The 22,831-nt window shown below is 51.0% G+C and carries 21 protein-coding genes and 1 pseudogene; 5 read left to right on the forward strand and 17 right to left on the reverse strand.

Annotation, left to right across the window (positions count from 1 at the left end):
• Positions 1 to 20: 20 nt before the first annotated feature.
• The 6 genes from ABMV07_RS08715 to ABMV07_RS08740 form a co-directional block, all read right to left on the reverse strand.
• Complete coding sequence (locus tag ABMV07_RS08715; protein WP_374064518.1) at positions 21 to 308, reverse strand: acylphosphatase; 288 nt, start codon at positions 306 to 308, stop codon at positions 21 to 23.
• Positions 308 to 1,774, reverse strand: coding sequence for a sodium:alanine symporter family protein (locus tag ABMV07_RS08720; protein ID WP_196978050.1), 1,467 nt, complete (start codon positions 1,772 to 1,774; stop codon positions 308 to 310). The genes ABMV07_RS08715 and ABMV07_RS08720 overlap by 1 nt, the downstream gene beginning before the upstream one ends.
• A 99-nt stretch (positions 1,775 to 1,873) precedes the next feature.
• On the reverse strand, positions 1,874 to 2,764 hold the full coding sequence (mutM, locus tag ABMV07_RS08725) for a bifunctional DNA-formamidopyrimidine glycosylase/DNA-(apurinic or apyrimidinic site) lyase (protein ID WP_197691768.1): 891 nt from the start codon (positions 2,762 to 2,764) through the stop codon (positions 1,874 to 1,876).
• Between the two features lie 17 nt (positions 2,765 to 2,781).
• Positions 2,782 to 3,531, reverse strand: a complete 750-nt coding sequence (gene rnc / locus ABMV07_RS08730) for a ribonuclease III (RefSeq protein ID WP_003852039.1) — start codon at positions 3,529 to 3,531, stop codon at positions 2,782 to 2,784.
• Positions 3,528 to 4,052 (reverse strand): DUF177 domain-containing protein, encoded by a 525-nt coding sequence (locus tag ABMV07_RS08735; RefSeq protein ID WP_088266207.1) that lies wholly within the window; start codon positions 4,050 to 4,052, stop codon positions 3,528 to 3,530. Before ABMV07_RS08735 ends, rnc begins: the two co-directional genes overlap by 4 nt.
• A 40-nt stretch (positions 4,053 to 4,092) precedes the next feature.
• Positions 4,093 to 4,806 (reverse strand): DivIVA domain-containing protein, encoded by a 714-nt coding sequence (locus ABMV07_RS08740; protein WP_370684795.1) that lies wholly within the window; start codon positions 4,804 to 4,806, stop codon positions 4,093 to 4,095.
• Between the two features lie 222 nt (positions 4,807 to 5,028).
• On the opposite strand from ABMV07_RS08740, the pseudogene ABMV07_RS08745 reads away from it, so the two are divergent.
• A pseudogene (locus ABMV07_RS08745) lies at positions 5,029 to 6,327 on the forward strand (IS3 family transposase).
• A 95-nt stretch (positions 6,328 to 6,422) separates the two neighbouring features.
• Here the strand turns inward: ABMV07_RS08745 and gdhA are convergent.
• Positions 6,423 to 7,769, reverse strand: coding sequence for an NADP-specific glutamate dehydrogenase (gdhA, locus tag ABMV07_RS08750; protein WP_088266205.1), 1,347 nt, complete (start codon positions 7,767 to 7,769; stop codon positions 6,423 to 6,425).
• A 414-nt stretch (positions 7,770 to 8,183) separates the two neighbouring features.
• Between gdhA and ABMV07_RS08755 the strand changes: the two genes are divergently transcribed.
• A complete protein-coding gene (locus tag ABMV07_RS08755) occupies positions 8,184 to 9,350 on the forward strand; it encodes a glycerate kinase (protein WP_196977556.1) in 1,167 nt (388 codons plus the stop codon).
• Here the strand turns inward: ABMV07_RS08755 and ABMV07_RS08760 are convergent.
• A complete protein-coding gene (locus ABMV07_RS08760) occupies positions 9,320 to 9,748 on the reverse strand; it encodes a hypothetical protein (protein WP_088266202.1) in 429 nt (142 codons plus the stop codon). The two genes, ABMV07_RS08755 and ABMV07_RS08760, sit on opposite strands and share 31 nt — an antisense overlap.
• Positions 9,749 to 9,779: 31 nt before the next feature.
• On the opposite strand from ABMV07_RS08760, the gene ABMV07_RS08765 reads away from it, so the two are divergent.
• The 3 genes from ABMV07_RS08765 (at position 9,780) to ABMV07_RS08775 (ending at position 15,008) form a co-directional block, all read left to right on the forward strand.
• Positions 9,780 to 11,108: a DUF4921 family protein gene (locus ABMV07_RS08765; protein WP_088266201.1), complete on the forward strand. Its 1,329-nt coding sequence runs from the start codon at positions 9,780 to 9,782 to the stop codon at positions 11,106 to 11,108.
• A 43-nt stretch (positions 11,109 to 11,151) separates the two neighbouring features.
• Entirely contained in the window at positions 11,152 to 12,456 is a 1,305-nt protein-coding gene (locus ABMV07_RS08770) for an amidohydrolase (RefSeq protein ID WP_088266200.1), read from the forward strand.
• A 191-nt stretch (positions 12,457 to 12,647) separates the two neighbouring features.
• The gene (locus tag ABMV07_RS08775) at positions 12,648 to 15,008 is read left to right on the forward strand and encodes a glycogen/starch/alpha-glucan phosphorylase (protein ID WP_371891237.1); all 2,361 of its coding nucleotides are present in this window, start codon (positions 12,648 to 12,650) and stop codon (positions 15,006 to 15,008) included.
• Between the two features lie 110 nt (positions 15,009 to 15,118).
• On the opposite strand, the gene pyk is transcribed toward ABMV07_RS08775, so the two are convergent.
• The 9 genes from pyk to hisH form a co-directional block, all read right to left on the reverse strand.
• Positions 15,119 to 16,540: a pyruvate kinase gene (gene pyk / locus ABMV07_RS08780; RefSeq protein ID WP_088267291.1), complete on the reverse strand. Its 1,422-nt coding sequence runs from the start codon at positions 16,538 to 16,540 to the stop codon at positions 15,119 to 15,121.
• A gap of 209 nt (positions 16,541 to 16,749) precedes the next feature.
• Entirely contained in the window at positions 16,750 to 17,601 is an 852-nt protein-coding gene (lgt, locus tag ABMV07_RS08785) for a prolipoprotein diacylglyceryl transferase (protein ID WP_088267290.1), read from the reverse strand.
• A gap of 71 nt (positions 17,602 to 17,672) precedes the next feature.
• Complete coding sequence (gene trpC, locus ABMV07_RS08790) at positions 17,673 to 18,479, reverse strand: indole-3-glycerol phosphate synthase TrpC (RefSeq protein ID WP_088267289.1); 807 nt, start codon at positions 18,477 to 18,479, stop codon at positions 17,673 to 17,675.
• 118 nt (positions 18,480 to 18,597) lie between these two features.
• A complete protein-coding gene (locus tag ABMV07_RS08795; RefSeq protein WP_197691812.1) occupies positions 18,598 to 19,227 on the reverse strand; it encodes a TIGR02234 family membrane protein in 630 nt (209 codons plus the stop codon).
• Between the two features lie 46 nt (positions 19,228 to 19,273).
• The gene (gene hisI, locus ABMV07_RS08800; RefSeq protein ID WP_088267287.1) at positions 19,274 to 19,624 is read right to left on the reverse strand and encodes a phosphoribosyl-AMP cyclohydrolase; all 351 of its coding nucleotides are present in this window, start codon (positions 19,622 to 19,624) and stop codon (positions 19,274 to 19,276) included.
• A 35-nt stretch (positions 19,625 to 19,659) separates the two neighbouring features.
• Entirely contained in the window at positions 19,660 to 20,436 is a 777-nt protein-coding gene (gene hisF, locus ABMV07_RS08805) for an imidazole glycerol phosphate synthase subunit HisF (RefSeq protein ID WP_088267286.1), read from the reverse strand.
• A gap of 90 nt (positions 20,437 to 20,526) precedes the next feature.
• Complete coding sequence (locus ABMV07_RS08810; RefSeq protein WP_088267285.1) at positions 20,527 to 21,312, reverse strand: inositol monophosphatase family protein; 786 nt, start codon at positions 21,310 to 21,312, stop codon at positions 20,527 to 20,529.
• Positions 21,309 to 22,037, reverse strand: a complete 729-nt coding sequence (priA, locus tag ABMV07_RS08815) for a bifunctional 1-(5-phosphoribosyl)-5-((5-phosphoribosylamino)methylideneamino)imidazole-4-carboxamide isomerase/phosphoribosylanthranilate isomerase PriA (RefSeq protein WP_088267284.1) — start codon at positions 22,035 to 22,037, stop codon at positions 21,309 to 21,311. The genes ABMV07_RS08810 and priA overlap by 4 nt, the downstream gene beginning before the upstream one ends.
• A gap of 97 nt (positions 22,038 to 22,134) precedes the next feature.
• Complete coding sequence (gene hisH / locus ABMV07_RS08820) at positions 22,135 to 22,767, reverse strand: imidazole glycerol phosphate synthase subunit HisH (protein ID WP_088267283.1); 633 nt, start codon at positions 22,765 to 22,767, stop codon at positions 22,135 to 22,137.
• Between the last annotated feature and the right edge of the window lie 64 nt (positions 22,768 to 22,831).

Here is a 22,831-nt window from a genome sequence, read left to right on the forward strand (position 1 = left end):
GGGATTCTAGCAAACCTGCGCTAGCGAGTGCGGAACCCCACTTCCCCCTTGGGTGAAGACCAGCGCTCCACAACCGTATCAACACGGCCTGGGCGCCCCGAATGATCATGCACGGAAAGCCTGCGCAATAATTCTTCACACAAATGAATTGGGCCTTCGGCCACTACGCAGACGCGACTGTCGACAAGATTGGAAGCGGAACCAGCCAATGCGAGTTCCTTTGCTTGGGAATACACCCACCAGCGAAATCCCACTCCCTGTACTGTGCCAAGTACCCACGCAGTGAGCCGTGCATCCGCATCATTCATTAGACTTCGCGCTCAATCTTGTGATCGCGACGCGTGACCGGATCAGACCCGTCCCAGCATTCGACGTTACGAACATTAGGAAGCATATCGCGGTGGAATACCGGATCAAGTCCCTTAGCCTTTTGCTGGTTGTAGTTCTTTAGCAGAGCAACAGCCACGCCACCCAGAGGCACGATAGCGATCAGGTTAATAACCACCATGGTTGCAGCGAATGTATCGCCCAAAGCCCAGACCAACGGTAATGGACCAATAGCGCCACCAAATACACAAGCGACAACGATCAAACGGAAAATCGTCATAGTGATCTTCGATTGCGTAAAGAACTCAATATTGGACTGTGCCAAGAATGTATTACCGATAACCGAGGAGAACGCCAAGAAGAACAAAATAACAGTGATAAAGTGCGTACCCCACGCACCGACTTCTCCGCTCAATGCCTGCTGGGTAAGCGTGGCACCTTTAACGTCTGCACCATATTCTGGATCGCTCAGCAAAATGACAAACGCGGTAATCGAGCACACGAGAATGGTGTCAAAGTAAACACCCAAAGTCTGCACCAACCCTTGCTTTACTGGGTGCGAAACATTAGCAGTACCTGCTGCATTGGGAGCAGAGCCTTGTCCTGCTTCATTAGAGAACAAACCACGACGCATTCCGTTCATGAAAGCCGCTCCAACAGTGGCACCTGCGATCTCTTGAAAACCCAAAGCATGCGAAATAATGTCTCCGAACATACTAGGAATCTTTTCGATGTTAAGTACCAGCACAATAATGCCGATAGCCATGTAAGCCAGCGCCATGAGAGGAACCACAATTTGGGTGAAGTTCGCAATGCGCTGCACGCCACCAAAAATGATGACACCAGTCAGCAATGCCAATACTGCGCCAACGATAATCTTGAATTGATTATCGTTCGTACCCAGCGATTCTCCCACAGCCTCAGCAATAGAGTTCGACTGAATCGAGTTATACACAAAGCCGTAAGTAACAGTGATCGCTACACCAAAAATGACGGCCAACCATTTCGCGTTCAGTCCACGCGTCATATAAAAAGCAGGGCCGCCACGATAGGTGCCGTCATCAGTTTTAGTTTTCCACAGCTGTGCCAGTGTTGATTCCACGAATGCCGTTGCACCACCCAACAGAGCAATCATCCACATCCAGAACACGGCACCAGGACCGCCTAGGGTGATTGCCACTGCAACACCTGCAACGTTTCCGGTTCCCACGCGTGAAGCAGCAGAAATTGTAAACGCCTTGAATGCAGAGATACCTTCTGCGTCAGTATGAGATTCTGGTGTGTCGTTCTTTCCCACGACCGCTCGGAACATGTCCGGAATCATCCGAATTTGGACGAGGATCGTGCACCATGCGAAATAAAGACCGGCTGCTATTAGAAGAAATGGAATGATCTTCCAATAATTATCGTTAATATCATCTGTGATGAACGTTTGCAGGCTTTCCATAGAGTGAAATAGTACTGGCACAAGCAGCCATCACGTAAATTTACCTATGTTTTTGATAACGTTTTCCTCGACAATGCTATGTCAATCACTCATCGTGGCCTAGTGCATAAGCTGACAACGTGGGCAAAAATGACTCGAGCGGTTAGCAAACTTTTCGCGGATAATATTCGTACCACAGCGATCGCACGCTTGGCCTTGCTGGCCGTATGCATGAAGCGATACATCAAAATACCCCGATTGGCCATTGACGTTAACATAAAGAGAATCGAAGCTAGTTCCGCCTTGATCTAAAGCCGCGTTCATGACTCGCTGACCGTGTTCGAGCAAATTACTTAATTGTGCGACAGACAAATGCGACGCAGGAGTTTGTGGATGGATTCGTGCAGCCCACAACATCTCATCGGCGTAAATATTGCCTATCCCAGAGACAATTTCTTGGTTAAGCAGAATTCTTTTAATTTCACTATTTTTCGTGCGGATCAATCGCGCTAGATTTTCTCTTTTGAGTTGAGGGTCCAAAAGATCACGCGCTATGTGAGTGATCTGTTCTGGAACGCAACCGTGAGCAGTTTCTACAAATGTGGTGGGTGCCCAATAGCCAAAAGTGCGCTGATCGACAAACCAAAGCTCGAAGCATTCCTGAACATCTGAGCGAACAATCGCGGTACGAATTCTACGATGAAGATGCAGAGTCGAGTTATGAGTTTTTATCAGCATTTGACCGCTCATTCCTAAATGAACAAGTAGCCCTTGCTGGGAAGATCCGCATGCAAAATCACCATGGCTTGTGAGCTCAAACCACAAAAATTTTCCACGGCGACCTATGCGAGTGACCTCACGACCTTGTAGTGACCCTATGAGTTCGGCGGGTCCACCTTCGACTGTCCTAATGCTGCGGGGGTGCTCAACGGCAACATCAGTGATAGTTGCGCCAAGCACATAAGGTGTAAGCCCGCGACGTACAACCTCAACTTCAGGAAGCTCAGGCATGAAGGTCCTCCGAGTTGTTAGACAAACGCGGGATTATCTTGAAGGAAGCCAACCGCTTTGTGGGCTGCAGCTTGCTCCGCAAGTTTTTTGTTTGTTCCAACACCAGTTCCCAACACAGTGCCATGAACTGCAACTTCCGCTGTGAAAGTTTGCTCATGCTCTGGACCTGTAACAGTAGAAGTATATGTTGGCATCTCAAGGTTGCGCTCTGCCAAACGCTCTTGCAAGGTGGTTTTCCAGTCTTGGTGAAGACCCGTAGCACTTGCCGTATCAATTTTGTGCTTGAACAGACGAAGCACCGTGTCACGAGCAATTTCAAAACCATGTGCTAGGTAGATAGCGCCGAGAAGCGCCTCCGTCGTATCTGCGAGAATTGAGTCCTTGCTGCGACCGTCGTGAAGCTGTTCGCCTTTACCCAGCAAAATATGCTGTCCTAGGTTAATTTCGCGAGCAATGTCTGCAAGCCCATAACGGCTCACGATACTCGCACGCATCTTGGAAATATCGCTTTCAGGGCTCGACGTGTACTGCTGATACAACTGCCCTGCGACAGAAAGCCCTAAGACGGAATCGCCTAGAAACTCCAGGCGCTCATTGTTGGGCAACATGCCATTTTCGTTTGCAAACGAACGGTGTGTTAACGCCAGCACGAGTAGCTCACGTGGGATGTCAACCCCCAACGCATCTATCAGTGGTTGGTGATCAACGCTCTCGAATTCGAGTCGTAGCGCCTGCTCACCAGTGACGCGCTTTTTTCTCCTACTCACAGGAACTTCTCCAATCCAGCCCAACGAGGATCAACTAGTTCTGTTTCCCCTGCAATACCATCAGGTTCTGGCACATCAGAATCCGACTGCACACAACCGCCTTCACACTGCGGATTAAACGGCAGCGACATCCCCGCCTCATCGATAACAGCTTGCAGAATATCCACGGTGTCACCGGTAATAACCGTGACATCGTCGTCTTCACCGTCATCTCCAGTGATAAAGTCTTCGGTCAACGCAAACACTTCGTTGACATGAAATTGCGCCTGCGGTGCCATGTGCCGGAGACACCGCACGCACTCACCAGAGAGCTCCGCAGACACATCTGCATCCACCATTAATGCATCTCCGAGTGGAGTAATGGTGGCATTGACTGTAACGTCACCGTTTTCGGGGATCGCAATCATCGCAGGGCCAATTCGGACAGGGCTGGGGCCTGCCTGCTGCACCGACGCTGGAACTGCGCTGCCACGCACCAAAGTTCCAACGTTAAAAACAAAGGGAGAAGACTCAGTATTCATCGTTGCACTAGTGTACTCGCGTCACGATATCTTCGGTGAATTATGACTGTGAATGGTTCCCACCGCCGGACGCGCCGGCACCACGTCGCAAAGCTGCTCGATCACGAGAGATCGTCCGCAATGTAGACGACAAGGATTCCTCGAGATCCGCTAGCTTGTTCTCTACAAAGGTGTCGCATTCTTTGCGCAGTCTGTTGGAGTCTGCATGCGCCGCATCTACTACCCTATGGGCCTCTTCGTTCGCACGACGAACCACTTCAGCTTCGCTCACCAGTCGCTGTTGTTCTGCCAATCCATCGTCAACAGAGCGCTGGTATTGATCGTTACCGCTTGCGATAAGTCGCTCGGCCTCAGCCTGCGCACGATTTACGGTATCGTCCGCTTCACGACGAGCACCGTCCACGAGACGATCTGCCTCGTCTTGAGCTTGACGTATTACGCGTTCTGCGTGTTCTTCAGCGTCCGAGACTAATGCATCGGCTTCTTCACGGGACTGCGTCACAGTACGATGAGCTTCCTCGTTAGCCTCATCAATTGTTGTGCGTGCGCGTTCTTGCGCACCGCGCAAAATCTCATCTTGTTGATCGATCACATCTTGAGCATCATCAATTTCATTAGGCAGCGCATTACGTGCCTCATCGATCAAAGCAAGCATATGATGCCGTGGAACCATGCAGTTTGAGGTCATCGGGACGCCGGTGGACTTTTCTAGGATGTCAATAAGTTCATCGAAGCATTCGAATACGCGGTACATGATAAACATGGTAACCAAGTAACTGTTGTGTCGCTTGTTAATATCAACGCGTGTTGCCCATTTATAGGGTTCTACCTCTTATTATTGCAATAAAAAGGCCCCTCTAGTTGAACTGTTGAATTGCTCCCCATTAGTTGGACTGAGAAATCAGTTTCCGACTAGTGGGGAACAGTTCTTTGAGAGCACGAAGTTCTCTAAGCCAGCAGCAGCGGGAGCAACTCGTTGACTTGTTTGAACATGGAATAGGCTACAGCGCAGCGTCTCGTCAGTTGAGCGTTAGCAAATATGCGGCGCGAAAACTTCTACGACGATTCAAACTTCATAGCAGGCTGTGTCTTGTGAAAAACCCAACGAAACAGCACCATTCCTTCGAAGTTAAAAAACAGATCGTTGATCGTTTCAACACTGGCCAGTCCAAGATAGATCTTGCCTTGAGAATTCGAGCCGTCTTCGCAGCAACTTGTCTCCCATTGGGTGCGTGCCTAGCGTACAGGTGGTGATGAGGCACTTCGGCCGAAACCGAAGAACAGACCTAAAGGCAGTGCCCGTTCGAAGCCATTGATTAAGGAAGACCGGCTGCACCGTGAGGTGGAGAAACTACGGGCAGAAAACGCGTACTTAAAAAAATGCGGGGACTTAAGGAGCCAGCGACGAAGCTAAAAGTCGAAGCGATCGTCATCCTCAAATCTGACCATCGCCTAGAAGATTTGTTGAACACGGCAGGTCTTGCCCGATCAACATTTTTCTATCACCAACAACGCCTGAACGTGCCGGATAAACATATCGATCTCAAGGAAGCGATCGTCGAGGTCTTCACACAGACGAACCGTCGTTACGGCTACCGGAGGATTCATACTCAACTTCGCCAAGACGGGGTGGAATATCAACCATAAGCTGGTCTACAAGCCCATGGACAAGCTAGGCCTTAAATCCAAGGTCAGAACAAAAAAGAAGTACAACTCGTACAAAGGCACTGTCAGTCACATCGCGGAGAATATGCTGGATCGATGCTTCACGCCCGATAAACCAAACACAGTGTAGACGAGTGATGTCACGAAGTTTCGCATTGCCGGTACCAAGGTTTACCTGTCACCAATCATGGATCTCTATGACCGCTCAACCGTGTCGTATAGTGTGTCTACCTCGCCAAATACAGCGTTTACGTCAAAGTCATTGAAAGATGCCATCACAAGCCAATCTCCCGGAAGCGGCTTACTGGTACACACAGATCAAAGGATCCAGTACCAGCATTCCAGCTGGCGTGACCTCATCACAAGTGTCGACGGCATCCAATCGATGTCCAGGAAAGGCAACTGCTACGACAATGCTGTAATGGAAAACTTCTTCGGACACCTCAAGTCAGAGACGTACCACGGTGAATCATTCGACAGTCTCGAGCACTTCAGGCAGGCCCTGGATGACTACATACACTGGTATAACCACGAACGCATTCAGAAACGGCTCAAGGGCCTGACCCCGATGCACTACCGGAACCAGACCCTTGAACCACTAACCACCTAGAATTAAACCAGTCCAACTTTCGGAGGCTAGTTCAAGTACTAGCCAATTTTTCGACCGACTAGTACTAGAGGGGCCACTGTACCCGTTAACGGAACTTAGATGACACCTTGTGCAAGCATCGCATCTGCGACCTTCTTGAAGCCTGCAATGTTGGCACCTACTACATAGTCACCTTCATGACCATATTCACGAGCAGTAGACTCACAGTTCTTGAAGATACCCTTCATGATCTCGTGAAGGCGCTGATCTGCATACTCGAAGCTCCACGAATCACGAGATGCGTTCTGCTGCATCTCCAGTGCTGAGGTTGCCACGCCACCAGCGTTAGCAGCTTTACCTGGACCAAAGTGGATTCCACGCTCGCGGTAGGCCTCGATAGCATCAGCAGTCGATGGCATGTTGGCACCCTCTGCAACGAAGGCACAACCATTGTCGGCTAGTTTCTTGGCATGCTCGCCATCAAGCTCGTTTTGGGTGGCACATGGAAGAGCAACATCACAGGTGAGATCCCAAATCGAGCCCTCAGTGTGCAGGATTGCGCCTTCAACTTCGTCAACATAGCTCGATACACGCTCACGACGGACTTCCTTGATCTCCTTGAGCTTGGCAACATCCACACCGTTAGGAGTTTCAACCCAAGCAGAAGAATCCGAGAAACCAATCACGGTTGCGCCCAGTTCCTGCGCTTTCTCGATGGCGTAAATTGCCACGTTGCCGGAACCGGAAACGATAACCTTCTTGCCTTCAAAGGATTGGCCGTGATGAGCAAGCATCTCAGCAGTGAAGTACACTAATCCATAACCGGTAGCCTCGGTACGGACCAAGGATCCGCCCCAGGTAAGACCCTTACCGGTCAAAACACCGGACTCATGCTGGTTTGCTAGTCGACGGTACTGACCGAATAGATAACCAATCTCGCGGCCGCCAACTCCGATGTCGCCAGCAGGAACGTCACGGTACTCGCCGATGTGGCGGTAAAGCTCTGTCATGAAGGACTGGCAGAAGCGCATAATTTCTGCATCAGACTTACCCTTAGGGTCGAAATCGGAACCACCCTTGCCACCGCCGATAGGAAGACCGGTCAAAGAATTCTTAAAGATCTGCTCAAAGCCTAAGAACTTGATGATGCCCAAATTAACGGAAGGGTGGAAACGCAGGCCGCCCTTGTAAGGACCGATGGCCGAGTTAAATTGAACGCGGAAACCACGGTTAACCTGGACGACTCCGTTGTCATCTACCCATGGAACGCGGAACATAAGCTGACGCTCAGGCTCGCACAAGCGCTGAATCAAGCCGTAGTCCGCGTAGTGAGCATCCTTTTCTAAAACAATTTTCAGAGAGTCAAGGACTTCGCTAACTGCCTGGTGGAATTCCGGCTCCGCAGGGTTTCGCTTCAAAAGCAGCTCGTAGTAGCCCTGTACCTTCTCATCGATAGACGACATTTTCGTACCTCCTCAGGAACGTGGTCTCCGGACTTAAGGACTATGCCCCTTCAGCTATCTAGCCGCTTGAGCTATGTCCGTTTTCGGCCGGTATGTTATCCAGCAAGTGAGACTCTACACAAGCAAAAACAAAATTCCTATTGAACTATCGAAAGTTAACCAAATTCTTTTTCTACCCCACCCCCTACGCGTAGATATAAATGTATTTAGCTGCGATAATAGCGAAACCCTTGAGGCTAAAAAATTTTTGACCGATAGCCTCAAAATCCAAAAATCTTCCAAAAAATCAGGAGGTTTCGATCGAATAGTAGAAATCTTGTCGACTTGGTATCTACAAGCGTCCCCGTACAATATTTAGGATCAATACTCCACAATTCGACTACTACTATCACCCCAAAACGCACAAGGATAGATATGCCCCACGCCAACCGCACTTTCAATATTGTGATCGCTCCAGATTCTTTTAAATCCACTGCTACCGCCTCACAAGCTGCAGCTTTTATTGCGGAAGGCATTCAAGCAGCCGTTCAAAGCAACGAGTGCGAAGACATAAACGTTGAGATAACAACGGTTCCCATGGCGGACGGTGGCGAAGGTACGTCGTCATGCTTCGAGGGAATCGACATCACGCTTCCGACAACAGATGCCAATGGTCGACTCACCGAAGCGACTTATCGTTTCGACCCACAATCGGAAACTGCTTACATTGATGTAGCAGCAGCCTCCGGATTACCTGCAGTAGAAGATGAACTTCGCCCGCTTACTGCAGATACTTACGGCACCGGTGTCCTTATTGCGGATGCACAAACTCGAGGTGCTCGACGCGTTGTATTGGGGCTAGGCGGAACTGCCACCACCGATGCCGGAACCGGAATTTTAGTGGCATTAGGTGCAACGCCTATGAATAAGCAAGGCCTGCCCCTACGCCAAGGCGGTGGAGCCCTCGGCAAGCTTGATTATCTCGACACCGCCCAAGTAAACATCCCTGTGGCTGCCATGTCATGGGTACTGCTTACCGACGTTAACTCCCCTGCAACTGGCCCTGATGGCACAGCACATACCTTTGCTGCCCAAAAAGGAGCCTCCACGGAAGACATAGCCATTTTAGAAAACGGGATAGCAACAATCTGTGCTGTTTCCGGTGTTGACCCGAAAACCGCAGGTCTAGGTGCCGCAGGCGGACTTCCCATTGGAATCACATGGCTTTCTAGCCTTATCCATGGCAACAATAACAATGTGGTTATCATGCCCGGCGCGCAGGTGGTTGCCAACGCATGCAATCTTGAAGAACACATTGCGAATGCCGATCTCGTAATTACTGGTGAAGGCCGCTTGGACGATACTTCGTTTAATACCAAGGTCGTTGGCACTATCGCCCGTCTCGCAGCACAGCATGAAGTAGACATGATGGTTCTTGCCGGTAGCGTAGAGCCTAGTTGCTCCCAACAATTCGATCATTTATCAATGACAGCAGTCGAGCTACCTGACCTCAAGGAGCATTCAAGCGTGCGAGATCAGATCCGTTCCGCAGCGCAACAGGCCTTTACTACTTATGCGCTGACAAAAACAGTCCAAGGATAAGCTGCTGGGACTTCGTAGCGTTGTTCGTCTGTGAGGTCGAGTGCATCGTTACTCAAGCGTGCGGCGGGGGTGAGCAGGCGCGAATATGTCATTGCCGTCTCGTTGAGTGATCCGTTCAAACCATCAACCACGATGGTAAATCGCTGGAGGGATAACTCATCAAGCGCTACGACTTCATCACTGAGTTCATCTGCGGTTTCCACACCTCGATCGCGCAGATACGTAGTGGTTAGTTCTTCGCGAACAATGTCTGGTTGAGGAGATTGCGGTTGATGATCCACGTGCGCGCTGTGCACTACGTTGTCTCGCACCAGCAGCGCTGTGAGAGCGTCGATACGCTCGATAAGATTACGAGCTGCAGGTTCGTCAATTAAACAGTCAAACACAATCCTAGGCATGTGCTTAGCCTAGCGAATATCCTTGAAAGATATGAACGGCCATATGTACTCTCACCCCACCGCTATCCAGACTATGTCTGATGGAACCATAAAGCAGGTCAACCCGTTTTCGGGTACAGAGGTGTGGACGGTTCCAGGCCGTGGCCATCGACCACTATCAACGCCACAAGGGAATATCACCCCGATTACACCAAGTGATTACACTAATACTTGCGCTTTTTGTTCAGATCGTTATCTCGATACTCCGCCTGAAAAGGCTCGTATCGTCCGTGACGATGACGGCTGGACAATACTTCGAGGAGTGCGGCCAGATCGTTTGCACGATTCGATTCCTGCGTTTCGTAGGGTTTCTAATCTGTTCGAAATTGTTTCTTATGATTACTGGTGCAACAACTATGGCTTCAGTATGGATCGTGAAACCACAGATTGGATACAGTCCTATATCAGCACTGAAAAAGGCCGAGAGCATGTGCTTGCCACGGTACGCAGAAAGCTCAAGGCCACAGGAATACAGGAAATGCCTGACGACACCGCCTTGCTCTCCCAAGGCGAAGCATTTTTCGGAGGCGGCCATGACCTCATCATCGGACAGCGTCATTTTGTCCCTGATGCAACACAAAGTGATCAGCTCGCTTCTGCTGGGACGCTGAGTCCGGACGAGCATTTTGCCTTTATTTTCCTTACTGTCGATGCACTGCGCGAAGCTTATCAACGCAACAGGTATGCACCCTATGTGGCAGTATTCCAAAACTGGTTAAAGCCAGCTGGCGCATCCTTTGACCATCTACATAAGCAGCTTGTTGCCATCGATGAGCGCGGCGTGCATGGGGAAACGGAAATAGCCAAACTGCGCAATAACCCCAACATGTACAACGAGTGGGCCGTTGACTACGCAGGCCAACGCAATTTGATCATCGCGGAAAATGATCATGCAGTCTGCTTTGCTGGTTTTGGCCACCGTTACCCCACATTGGAGGTTTTCTCTCGTTCGGCCACTCCTGAGCCATGGTTACAAACGAATGAAGAAATCAAGTCAATGAGTGATCTCATTCATGCATGTCATGCTGCAGCTGGCCCCCACGTTCCATGCAATGAAGAATGGCACCACAAGCCAATCGATCTTGATATCGCAATGCCATGGCGAGTGATGATCAAGTGGCGCGTATCTACACTGGCAGGTTTTGAGGGAAGTACCAAGGTGTATCTCAATACTTTGTCTCCGTGGGATGTCCGCGATCGAGTTGTGCCTCGACTTTATGAGCTCAGAGACAGTGGTGCCATCGATGGTTCCATTCGGATTGCCACCGAATGTTCCGTGCGTCGAAATAGTCTTTTGTACAACAAAAATCTCAACGTGTAGCGCAACTACAGCGAGTTATGTGCTTTCCCCTATGGTGGAGTTTATGACTTTTAACGAAGCCAAATCTTCCGCTATGAAAACAGTGCTCGCACACAGTATGGAACGCTTAGAGTGGCAGCGCGACATATATAAGCGTATGCACCAGCATCCGGAATTATCGGGCACCGAGCAGTGGACCGCCCAATTGATCTGCGATGAACTGGATCAATTTGATTGCGAGGTCACTACCCATATTGGTGGCTATGGAATTGTCGCTGTTTTTCGCAATGGCGATGGCCCTTGCGTTCTCATGCGCGCCGATTTCGATGGTTTGCCAGTATTAGAGCTCACGGGTGCCGAGTTTGCGTCGACACGCAAACAAGATCGCAATGGTACTTTGGTGCCCGTCATGCATGCTTGTGGTCATGACATGCATACCACTGCGCTTTTGGGATGCTGTGCAGCCCTTAATACTCATCGCGATGCGTGGTCAGGAACGTTTGTGGCGTTGTTTCAACCATCGGAAGAAAATGGTCAAGGTGCCGCAGCCATGGTCTCCGACGGATTAGGCCGCGCGATCCCGCGCCCCGATGTCTGCTTCGGTCAGCACATTGTGCCAGGCCCTGCTGGCCAAGTGATGACAATGCCTGGACCTGCACTCGCAGCCTGCGATTCTATTGAGATAGTTATCACGGGCCGTTCCGCACACGGTTCCATGCCCCATAACGCCATCGATCCCACATATATCGCCTCGATGATCGTGATTAGGTTGCAAGGAATCGTCGGGCGTGAAATCCCACCAGACCAATTCGCAGTCGTGTCTGTGGGCACGTTAGAGTCAGGAAATTCGAATAACACCATTCCAGGTACAGCCCGCATTGTTGTGAACTGTCGGACTTACGACGAGGGGGTACGCGATACCCTTTACTCCGCGATTGAACGCGTCGTACGTGCCGAGTGTGCAGCCCAGTCGACAACCGTCGATCCAACATTCAGGTACTTCGCACACGGCCCCTTGACCAGCAATAATAGCGAAGTCTTTGCTACGGTTAGACCACAACTCGACGCCCACTTTGACGATAAGTCAACACAAGCAGAAAAGTGGACAGCGTCGGAAGACTTTTCCAACATTCCGGACGCATTTCAGGCACCATATCTTTTTTGGACAGTTGGTTGTACCCCTCAACAACAGTGGGAAGCTGCGTGCGAGGCTGGCACCATCGATCAAGACATCCCTGTGAATCATTCAGGGACGTTCCTGCCAGATTTTGTCCCGACAGTCACCTCATCTACACAAGCTGCGATTATTGCCGTACTCAGTTATCTTACCCCAGATGCTCCCCCTCAAAGTGACTTAGCCCATAATTAGATTCCGATCGGAATGCCCATTTGGCTCCGAGAACACAAAACAGACAAGTAAGATAGCACTTCGAATAAGTACGTCGTAAGTATCGTACTTATAGAGCATAAGAAATACTTTTAGGAGTAGGTATGAGCAAACATCGCTCCCCCGAAACAGGACACGTGTCCGCCTCGGATTCCCACCCTGCCTGCGCTGATATGAACATCTCCGGCTACGTCCGCGCAGCATCAGGCACTGCACCTGCAGAGGCAACCGACCGCAAGTTCTGGTTCGGACTCTCCGCTGCAGTCATGCAGCAACTAGCCGACAATTGGGATGCCACAACCAAGGCATATAGTGCAACGCGCCAGCAGCACTATTTTTCTGCAGAGTTCCTCATGGGACGTGCACTTCTCAATAACCTCACCAACCTCGGCTTAGACAAGTCCGTCGCCGAAGAGGTTCGTAACAACGGCCACGAACTCGCCGACGTACTCGAAGCAGAAAACGACGCAGCACTAGGCAATGGCGGTCTTGGACGCCTAGCAGCATGCTTCCTCGATTCATGTGCTACCCAAGACTTCCCAGTTACTGGCTACGGAATCTTGTACCGCTACGGCCTGTTCAAGCAGACCTTCGACAACGGTTTCCAGACCGAGCACCCCGATGCATGGCGCGAAGATGGCTACCCCTTTACCATTCGCCGTGACGATCAACAGCGCACCGTCACATTCGACGACATGGTTGTTCGCGCTACCCCATACGACATGCCAATCACCGGCTACGGCACCGATAACGTAGGTACGCTGCGCCTGTGGAAGGCCGAGCCGGTAGAAGAATTCGACTACGACGCCTTTAACTCACAGCGCTTCACCGACGCTATCGTTGAACGCGAGCAGGTCATGGATATTTGCCGTGTCCTCTACCCTAACGACACGACTTACGCAGGCAAGGTGCTGCGTGTACGCCAGCAGTACTTCTTCGTTTCTGCATCTTTGCAGCAGATGATCGACAACTACATCGAGCATCACGGCGCTGACCTACGTGACTTCCACAAGTACAACAGCATTCAGCTCAACGACACCCACCCAGTGCTCGCCATCCCTGAGCTCATGCGCCTGCTTCTTGATGAACACGACATGAGCTGGGACGATGCTTGGGCAGTAGTTCAAGGCACGTTTGCTTACACCAACCACACGGTTCTCGCAGAAGCTCTAGAACAGTGGAATGTTTCCATCTTCCAGCAGTTGTTCTACCGCGTGTGGGAAATCACTCAGGAAATCGATCGCCGCTTCCGCGAGGAAATGCAAGCTCGTGGCGTTGACCAAGGCCAGATTGACTACATGGCACCCGTCCAAGACGGCAACGTTCACATGGCATGGATCGCCTGCTACGCAGCATTCTCCATCAATGGCGTGGCAGCGCTCCACACCGAGATCATCAAAGCCGAAACGCTGCGCGATTGGCATGAGTTCTGGCCAGAAAAGTTCAATAACAAGACAAACGGTGTGACACCTCGCCGTTGGCTCAAGATGTGCAACCCACGTCTTTCTGCACTGCTCACTCGCCTATTGGGCTCCGATGCTTGGGTAACCGATTTGTCCGAGCTGCATAAGCTCCGCGAATTCGTCAATGACGACGCGGTGATGAAAGAGCTACTGGAGATCAAGACTGCCAACAAGGTTGATTTCGCCCGTTGGATTGAAGATCGTCAAGGAATCGCCGTGGATTCCGATTCCATCTACGACACTCAGATCAAGCGACTTCACGAGTACAAGCGCCAACTCCTCAATGCCTTGTACATCATGGACCTCTACTTCCGCATCAAGGAAGATGGTGAAACCGGTATCGCGCCACGCACCTTCATCTTCGGTGCAAAGGCTGCACCTGGCTACATCCGAGCAAAGGCTATTATCAAGCTGATCAACGCCATTGCTGAGCTGGTAAACAATGATCCTGAGGTTTCCAAGACGCTCAAGGTTGTGTTTGTAGAAAACTACAACGTCTCGCCCGCAGAGCACATCATCCCAGCTTCTGATGTTTCCGAGCAGATTTCTACCGCAGGCAAGGAAGCATCTGGTACATCCAACATGAAGTTCATGATGAACGGTGCGCTGACTCTCGGTACTCTCGACGGTGCCAACGTGGAAATCCTCGATGCTGTTGGCGACGACAACGCCTACATCTTCGGCGCTAAGAACGAGGAGCTTCCGGAACTCAAGGCTCACTACAACCCTTACGAGAAGTACGAGACTGTCCCAGGCCTCAAGCGTGTCCTCGACGCATTGGTCAACGGTACTGTCAACGACGACAATTCCGGTTGGTTCCACGACTTGCGCGGTTCACTTCTCGACGGCAACGGCTGGGAGACTCCCGACGTTTATTACGTCCTCGGCGACTATGCCTCCTATCGTGAGACTCGCGATCGTATGGCCAACGATTACATGTCTGATCGTCTGGCATGGGCTCGTAAGTGCTGGATTAACATTTGCGAATCCGGTCGTTTCTCATCCGACCGCACCATCTCCGACTACGCACGTGAGGTATGGAAGATCGACACAACGCCGATCAACCACTAGTGCATAACAAGTCCACTGTGGAAAGGTTTATACCCTGACCACGGTGGACTTTCTCATAATAAAAGACCGTAGGTGCTACAAAGCACCTACGGTCTTTTATTATCCAAGATTTATAGACCGTTGAGATCCTCACCTAGGTGGTGTACATGGATCATGTTGGTATTGCCTTGAACTCCTGGAGGGGTTCCGGCTACGAGCACGATCATGTCATCTTCACTGTAGGTATCGAGAGCAAGCAACTGCTCATCGATCGTACACATCATCTCGTCTGTGTCCTTAACCTCGTCGGTAAGGAAGGTTTCTACACCCCAAGTCAAAGCCAACTGAGAGCGGACTTCCTGGTGAGGAGTAAAGACCAACAGCGGCAGCTGCGAGTGCAAACGAGCAACACGCTTTGCGGTATCACCTGAAGAGGTGAATGCTACCAGTGCCTTTGCGTTCAAACGCTCAGCTATGTCGCGTGCAGAGTAGGAAATCACGCCACGCTTGGTGCGTGGAATGTGAGCCAAGTTTGGTACGCGGCCATCAATCTCAGCGTAGGAAACGATACGTGACATCGTACGGACAACGTTGGCTGGATCAATACCGACTGAAGTCTCACCGGACAGCATAACGGCATCTGCGCCGTCAAGAACAGCGTTAGCTACGTCAGAAGCCTCAGCACGAGTTGGGCGTAGGTTCTCGATCATGGAATCGAGCATTTGGGTTGCCACAATCACAGGCTTAGCGTTTTCACGAGCAATCTGGATGGCACGCTTCTGGAACAGTGGCACCTGCTCCAACGGGCACTCAACACCCAAGTCACCGCGAGCAATCATTATGCCGTCGAAAGCCAATACGATGGATTCCAAAGCGTCCATAGCTTCTGGCTTCTCAAGCTTTGCGATCACTGGGCAACGGCGACCTTCTTCATCCATGATGGCATGAACAAGTTCCACGTCTGCTGGGGAGCGGACGAAGGACAACGCGATAATGTCAACGCCGAGTTTGAGAGCGAAGCGCAAATCAGCAATATCTTTTTCAGACAAAGCTGGAACGGAAATATCCATTCCAGGAAGGGAAACACCCTTGTTGTTAGAAACTGGGCCGCCTTCTACGACCTCACAAACAACATCGTTTCCATCTACTTCGACACAGCGCAATGCAACCTTGCCGTCGTCGACCAAGAGACGATCGCCAGGCTTTGCATCCTTAGCGAGGTTCTTGTAGGTGGTAGACACGCGGTCGTGTGTACCTTCAATGTCATCAACAGTGATACGAACGATTTCACCGTTCTCCCACACCGTTGCGCCATCAATAAAGCGACCGAGACGAATCTTCGGTCCCTGCAGATCGGCAAGAATACCAACAGCGCGTCCGGTTTCATCCGTTGCTTCGCGTACCCACTGGTAATTCTTCTCATGATCTGCGTGGTCGCCGTGTGACATATTCATACGTGCGACATTCATGCCGGCTTTGACCAGTCCAAGAATTCCCTCACGGGAAGCGACTGCCGGCCCTAATGTACAAACAATCTTAGTTCGACGTTCCATGCCCTAAACACTAACCCTGTTAGCGGATCACCGCTAGGAATCGGACCGTGTGAAAGGCAACTAAATAGCCAGTTGGACGCCATCACACGTCAAAATCACACACCACAAACGCCCACAAGCGGGCATTTTCGGACATATTCGGGCAAAATTCAACGTGCCAAAAAGTTAGAAGCGATTTCAATCACACTTGACGAATCAGATATGAAACTTTAGTTCGAAACGGATTCACGCCCACGTCGTAACGCGAACAAAGCCCCCACTGCTATAGCGCAAACAACCACCGAAACAATCACGTTGATTCGAAGTCCAAACACCATCGTGGCGTCGTCGGCACGCATATTTTCAACAACAAATCGACCTGCAGTGTAGCCAGCCACGTACAGCGCAAATACCCTGCCATGCCCCAACCGGAACTTCTTATCGGCCCACAACAGCACCGCGAAAATTACAAGGTTCCACATCATCTCGTATAAAAACGTCGGATGAACAGTAGCCATCACCTCGCCCGTGGAATGCCCCGTTAGCGGCGCAAATTTCCCCGATGCGTCTACGCGGTAATAGATCTCCAGTGCCCAAGGCACGGAGGTTTCACGGCCATAAAGCTCTTGGTTAAACCAGTTGCCTAATCGTCCAATGGCCTGCGCCAAAATAATTCCAGGTGCAACAGCATCTGCGAACGGTGCAAAAGCAACACCTTTTTTCTTGAGATAGACGTAAACCGCAATGGTGCCAAGCGCTACCGCTCCCCAAATTCCCAAACCACCATTAGTAATTTTAAAAACATCAACTGGGTTGCAATCAGCACAAAAATACTTTTGGTTATCCGTCAGAACGTGATACAAACGACCACCAATGATTCCGGCAATCACAGCGACAATACCCGCATCGATGACCAGATCAGGGTTACCGCCTCGTTGTTGGTAGCGAACTGAACCGATCTTCATCGCAACGAAAATACCAACGATAATGCACAGCGCATACGCGCGAATCGGTACCGGGCCAAGGTGCCATACGCCTTGAGGAGGCGATGGAATAGCCGCAAGATATTGGATGTTTCCCACTAATTTTTCTCCACAGTATTTTTAGTTTCAGGACAAAGTCACACTGTGGACCATCTTAACCGTTGCTTTCGCTAACGCGAGGGACATGAGGGATGCTGGCCTGCAGCAACCAAGGCACGCGTCGCCGATCGAGGCGATTGCGCCGTCACGATGCTTTGACCAATCACCACGGCGTCTGCCCCAGCCGCGGCGTAGTCTAAAAGCTCTTTAGCATTTCGAACCCCTGAAAGCGCCACTCGGACCACGTCGCTAGGAAGTCCTGGAGCGATCTCGCAAAAAGCCGCTCGGTTAAGGGTCATCGTAGAAAAATCTCTCGCATTAACGCCGATAATTCGAGCACCAGCATCTAAGGCACGAGATGCCTCCGCAGTATCGCGTACCTCGACAAGCGCAGCCATTCTCAAGGACTCCACCCGATCAATCAATGCAACAAGTCGTGACTGCGCAAGCGCAGCTACCCGAAGCGGCACCATATCAGCTCCATAGCAGCGAGCTTCATGAATCTGATAGGGATCAACAATAAAATCGCGACACATAACTGGAACGGACACGTGACGACGAATCTTCGCCATCTCCGTCAAAGACCCATGAAACCGACGGCGCTCTGTTTGACAAGCGATCAACGCCGCACCACCGGACTCGAGTTCAAGAGCCAGATCTACCGGCGAAGGAATTTCCGCAAGCAAACCTTGGCCAGGTGCTGCTCTTTTGATCTCCGCGATGATTCCACAGCCACTTGCTAACAATGCCCCCCAAGCATCCCTAGGTGGCTCACACAGACGAGACTGCGCTTTGATGTCCTGGAATGAAACCTGCGCTTCGCGCGCGGCAACGTCTTCCACCACACCAGCGATGATCTCATCGAAGACTGTAACCATAGCCATCCCACAGGGTCTCAAGCGACGTTTGCCAATTCTCAGGCTACTTGTTTGCCTACCAAGTTAAAAAATCATTCGGGTACACGGTCACAACGAAGCATTATCGTAGCCAAATCTACTAGCGATCAGTCGGATCAATATCTGCGTCGATAGCGTCCCAAAGCACGCGCCCCGAATCCGGAGCTTCTTCCAACTCCGACTCAATTTTTTCGTTCCGGGCCTGCTGGCGTTCAAACCGTGATTTTTTTACAGAATCCTCACCCGGATTCATGGTCGAAATAATTGCTGCAATGAGTGCGAAACCCGCACCACACATCGCCAAAATTACTGAAGGCGCCTGCACAGAAATATGTGTGATTTCTGCCCATCCGGTGAGAGCAGCACCGTCTTTCGCATGACCCGTCGCTGCATGCGACGTCAAGATATTTAGCGCACGGGTTGCATCGGGTTCATTAAAAAGTAGTTGTACTGGCGCCCACAACCCACCAGCTGCGGCCACAGCTGAAACTAAGGCGACGAAGCGTCGCCCAGCGCGACGCAAGACAAGAATAGCGACACAAGCAGCTATAAGCACTAAAGCAACAGCTGTCGTTTCCGTGCTCCATGTCGCTCCCAGCATGTCAACTTGTTTTGCACCCGATTTGTCATCGAATGCTTCAACATGCAGCCACGGCATTCGCGAGGAGCCCCACAATACGATTCCTCCGAGTCCGATAGCCAAAACTGAGACTATCTTCCTACCAGCCATGTGCGTTGCCGCCCTTCCAGCTCACGTTTTTGATCCGTACCGAAAATTAAATGATAACGTCAGCGTCAAAGCAGGTGCGGTCACCTGTGTGGCATGCTCCACCTTGCTGGACCACTGTCATCAACACGGTATCGCCATCACAGTCCAATTGCAGACCTGTAACCTGCTGAGTGTTGCCTGAAGTAAGGCCTTTAATCCAATATTCGTTTCGGGAACGAGAAAAATACGTGCCCTTCCGTGTAGCAATGGTATACGCCAACGCATGAGCATCCACCCAAGCCAGCATGAGGACTTCCCCATCTGTGGACTGAACAACTGCAGGTATTAACCCAGCACTGTTGAATTTGACTCGCTGCGCGATGCTGGGATCGAGCTCATAGGATCCTGGATCGTCCATGTGATATTCCTTCCTTATGTATTAGCCCTTATGTATTAGCTTCGAATTTCGTAGCCAGCAGCCGCTATCTGCTTTTTCACTTCAGAAATTGTGACTTCACCGAAATGGAAAATTGAAGCTGCAAGAACTGCATCAGCACCACTAGCTATTGCTGGGGGAAAGTCCTCAGGTTTACCTGCACCACCTGAAGCAATCACGGGGATAGATACAGCATGACGGACTTTTTCAATCAGTTCCAGATCAAATCCACGCTTTGTTCCGTCGCCATCCATAGAGTTCAACAAGATTTCGCCCACGCCCAGCGCCTCGCCTTTCTGCACCCACTCAACAGCATCGATACCAGCGGAACGCGTTCCACCGTGTGTGGTTACTTCAAAGCCCGACGGCTGCGGCTTGCCCCCTTCTGGGACTCGGCGAGCATCCACACTTAAGACAACACACTGAGCACCGAAACGCTGAGAAAGCTCTTGAAGTAACTCAGGATGAGCGATCGCAGAAGTATTCACGCTGACTTTGTCAGCACCTGCACGCAGTAGTTGGTCTACATCTTCGGCGCTGCGAACACCACCGCCGACAGTTAACGGAATAAACACTTGGTCTGCTGTTCGCCTCACAACTTCAAGCATGGTTCCTCTGCCATCTTGAGATGCTGAAACATCGAGAAATGTTAGTTCGTCGGCACCCTCGGCATCATAGCGAGCAGCCAGCTCGACTGGATCGCCGGCATCTTTAAGTCCTTCAAAGTTAACTCCTTTAACCACGCGACCGTTTTTCACGTCCAAACATGGAATGACTCGAACTGCGACTGGCATGGTGTTAGCTCCTTGTGTGAAACAAATTCATAGGGACTTAAAACTGCGTAACTTTTGTCAAACAACAGCCGGAAAAGTAACGCGAGATAGCTATCTCATTGTGTCAATGGTAGCCATCAACACTTCATGGGATCGGGCAGAACCTACAATTACCCCCTGTGAGGTAGGAGTCCACTGATTGCCATCAAAGTCAGTAACTACTCCCCCAGCCGCACGAACAAGCATGATGCCTGCAGCGTTATCCCATAGATTGGGGCTTAGGCTCAAAGCCGCATCAAAAATGCCTGCAGCCGCATACGCTAAATCAATTCCTACTGATCCTGTGATACGCGGCCGTAGATATGTTTGCGCTAGGGCACCTAATAGATCTTGGCGAACAACCGTAGGAAACGACGATTCTCGTGGCGAGGCGATTGATGTGAATCCAACGTGGGAAACATGGCGTTGGTCCCGAGCACTCATTTGGGGTTGAACCTGGCCATTCAGTAACAATGGTGAATCAGCGTACGCACCGAAACGCTGTCCGACCATAGGAACTGAGGTCAGCCCGATAACGGGCTCCCCATCCGCAATGAGACTTATCAATATCGATGACATTGGATTCCCTGCCGCATAGTTGGCAGTGCCATCGATAGGGTCAACCACCCACATGGGTGTCCCTAGCTTTCCACCATATTCCTCACCAAAAACAGGAATTCCAGTCATCATGACCAGTTGGGTGCGCAGATATTGCTCTATTTTCAGATCCATATCGGTGGCAAAATCACCGCCGTTTTTAAACGTTGTAGGAGCTGAGCCTATGCCCTGAATGAATAGACGCTCGGCATCATCGAGTATTGCCTCTGCAATATGATAAAGGTCCCGAACATCGGTCATAGCGCGGCGAGTGCCTCCTTAAGGGTAAAACGGCCTTCATACAGCGCTTTGCCAATAATGGCAGAATCAATACCTTCGTCTTCATATCGCGCAAGCTCCAGCACATCCTCCAAGGTAGAGATACCGCCAGAGGCTACAACCTTGGCATCGGTTGCGGCGGAAACGTCGCGAAGCAAATCGATATTTGGACCGCTCAGCGTCCCATCCTTAGATACATCGGTGACCACAAATCGTGTGCATCCTTGGCTATCAAGACGCTCGAGTACCTCCCAAAGATCTCCACCATCAGAGACCCAGCCATTGCCACGAGTACGCCACTGGCCATCGATATTTCGCACTGCTATATCGACAGCGATGACATCTCCGTATTCGCCTAGAACTTTCTCGATCCACTCTGGTTTTTCCAAAGCGGCAGTTCCGATGTTGACACGACGCGCACCGGTAGCAAGTGCTCGCTTGAGCGATGCGTCATCACGGATGCCGCCGGTCAGCTCAACGTTGATATCTAGGTTTTTCACAACTTCCGCCATCAGCTCATGATTCGATCCACGGTTGAAAGCTGCATCTAAATCCACGAAATGTAGCCACGATGCCCCCTGTTCCTGCCATTTCAGCGCAGCCTCAATTGGGGAACCGTACGACTTTTCGGTTCCGGCTTCACCTTGATCCAAACGAACTGCCTGACCATCGACAACATCGACGGCGGGGAGAAGTGTGAAAGTCATAAAGCAATAGTGTAGACGCTTATCCACAACAAGGCTCACCCTAGCGGGGTTGAAGCCCTACCCCGCCGAATCCTCTAGCTGTTCCGCATTGCCGGTTTTACAGCAGCTCAATCCAATTCCGCAGGAGTTGTGCACCTGCATCCCCAGATTTCTCTGGGTGGAACTGGGTAGCCATCAACGCACTGTTTTCCACAGCGGCAACAAATCGATCAGATTCATGCTGAGCCCACGTTACTAATGGTGCACGTGTTAAACCGTCGCCTTCGAACTCCCACGAACGCACACCGTAAGAATGCACAAAATAAAAACGCGTGTTAGCGTCGAGTCCAGCAAAAAGCTGTGAGTCTTGTGCTGCTTCCACCCTGTTCCAACCCATATGAGGTAGAACACTAGCCTCAAGCTTTTCGACGTTTCCTGGCCACTGCCCACATCCAGCAGCAGAGATGCCGTGTTCGTTGCCAGAATCAAACATGATCTGCATACCTACACAAATGCCCATCACAGGGCGTCCCCCTGCCAAGCGCTGACCAATCATTCGGTCGCCTTGGACCGCTTTTAGTCCCTTCATGCATGCATCAAAAGCGCCCACTCCCGGTACGAGGAGGCCGTCCGCAGCCAGTACTACATCCGGATTGTTTGTTACCTCTACTTCTGCGCCGACTCGTTCCAAAGCTCGCTGCGCTGAACGTAGATTCCCAGAACCGTAATCGAGAAGTGCCACTTTCTTCATGGTTTCTCATCCTAACTGGTTATCAACCACCATTACGGGGTGCTCGTGCCGAACTACCCCCACA

Source organism: Corynebacterium belfantii, assembly GCF_041898185.1.
Lineage (GTDB): Bacteria > Actinomycetota > Actinomycetes > Mycobacteriales > Mycobacteriaceae > Corynebacterium > Corynebacterium belfantii.

Coding starts and splice junctions, on each gene's coding strand:
- ABMV07_RS08715 (WP_374064518.1), bottom strand. CDS start 308: ATGAATGATGCGGATGCACGGCTCACTGCGTGGGTACTTGGCACAGTA.
- ABMV07_RS08720 (WP_196978050.1), bottom strand. CDS start 1,774: ATGGAAAGCCTGCAAACGTTCATCACAGATGATATTAACGATAATTAT.
- mutM (WP_197691768.1), bottom strand. CDS start 2,764: ATGCCTGAGCTTCCTGAAGTTGAGGTTGTACGTCGCGGGCTTACACCT.
- ABMV07_RS08735 (WP_088266207.1), bottom strand. CDS start 4,052: ATGAATACTGAGTCTTCTCCCTTTGTTTTTAACGTTGGAACTTTGGTG.
- ABMV07_RS08740 (WP_370684795.1), bottom strand. CDS start 4,806: ATGTACCGCGTATTCGAATGCTTCGATGAACTTATTGACATCCTAGAA.
- gdhA (WP_088266205.1), bottom strand. CDS start 7,769: ATGTCGTCTATCGATGAGAAGGTACAGGGCTACTACGAGCTGCTTTTG.
- ABMV07_RS08755 (WP_196977556.1), top strand. CDS start 8,184: ATGCCCCACGCCAACCGCACTTTCAATATTGTGATCGCTCCAGATTCT.
- ABMV07_RS08760 (WP_088266202.1), bottom strand. CDS start 9,748: ATGCCTAGGATTGTGTTTGACTGTTTAATTGACGAACCTGCAGCTCGT.
- ABMV07_RS08765 (WP_088266201.1), top strand. CDS start 9,780: ATGAACGGCCATATGTACTCTCACCCCACCGCTATCCAGACTATGTCT.
- ABMV07_RS08770 (WP_088266200.1), top strand. CDS start 11,152: ATGACTTTTAACGAAGCCAAATCTTCCGCTATGAAAACAGTGCTCGCA.
- ABMV07_RS08775 (WP_371891237.1), top strand. CDS start 12,648: ATGAACATCTCCGGCTACGTCCGCGCAGCATCAGGCACTGCACCTGCA.
- pyk (WP_088267291.1), bottom strand. CDS start 16,540: ATGGAACGTCGAACTAAGATTGTTTGTACATTAGGGCCGGCAGTCGCT.
- trpC (WP_088267289.1), bottom strand. CDS start 18,479: ATGGTTACAGTCTTCGATGAGATCATCGCTGGTGTGGTGGAAGACGTT.
- ABMV07_RS08795 (WP_197691812.1), bottom strand. CDS start 19,227: ATGGCTGGTAGGAAGATAGTCTCAGTTTTGGCTATCGGACTCGGAGGA.
- hisI (WP_088267287.1), bottom strand. CDS start 19,624: ATGGACGATCCAGGATCCTATGAGCTCGATCCCAGCATCGCGCAGCGA.
- hisF (WP_088267286.1), bottom strand. CDS start 20,436: ATGCCAGTCGCAGTTCGAGTCATTCCATGTTTGGACGTGAAAAACGGT.
- ABMV07_RS08810 (WP_088267285.1), bottom strand. CDS start 21,312: ATGACCGATGTTCGGGACCTTTATCATATTGCAGAGGCAATACTCGAT.
- priA (WP_088267284.1), bottom strand. CDS start 22,037: ATGACTTTCACACTTCTCCCCGCCGTCGATGTTGTCGATGGTCAGGCA.
- hisH (WP_088267283.1), bottom strand. CDS start 22,767: ATGAAGAAAGTGGCACTTCTCGATTACGGTTCTGGGAATCTACGTTCA.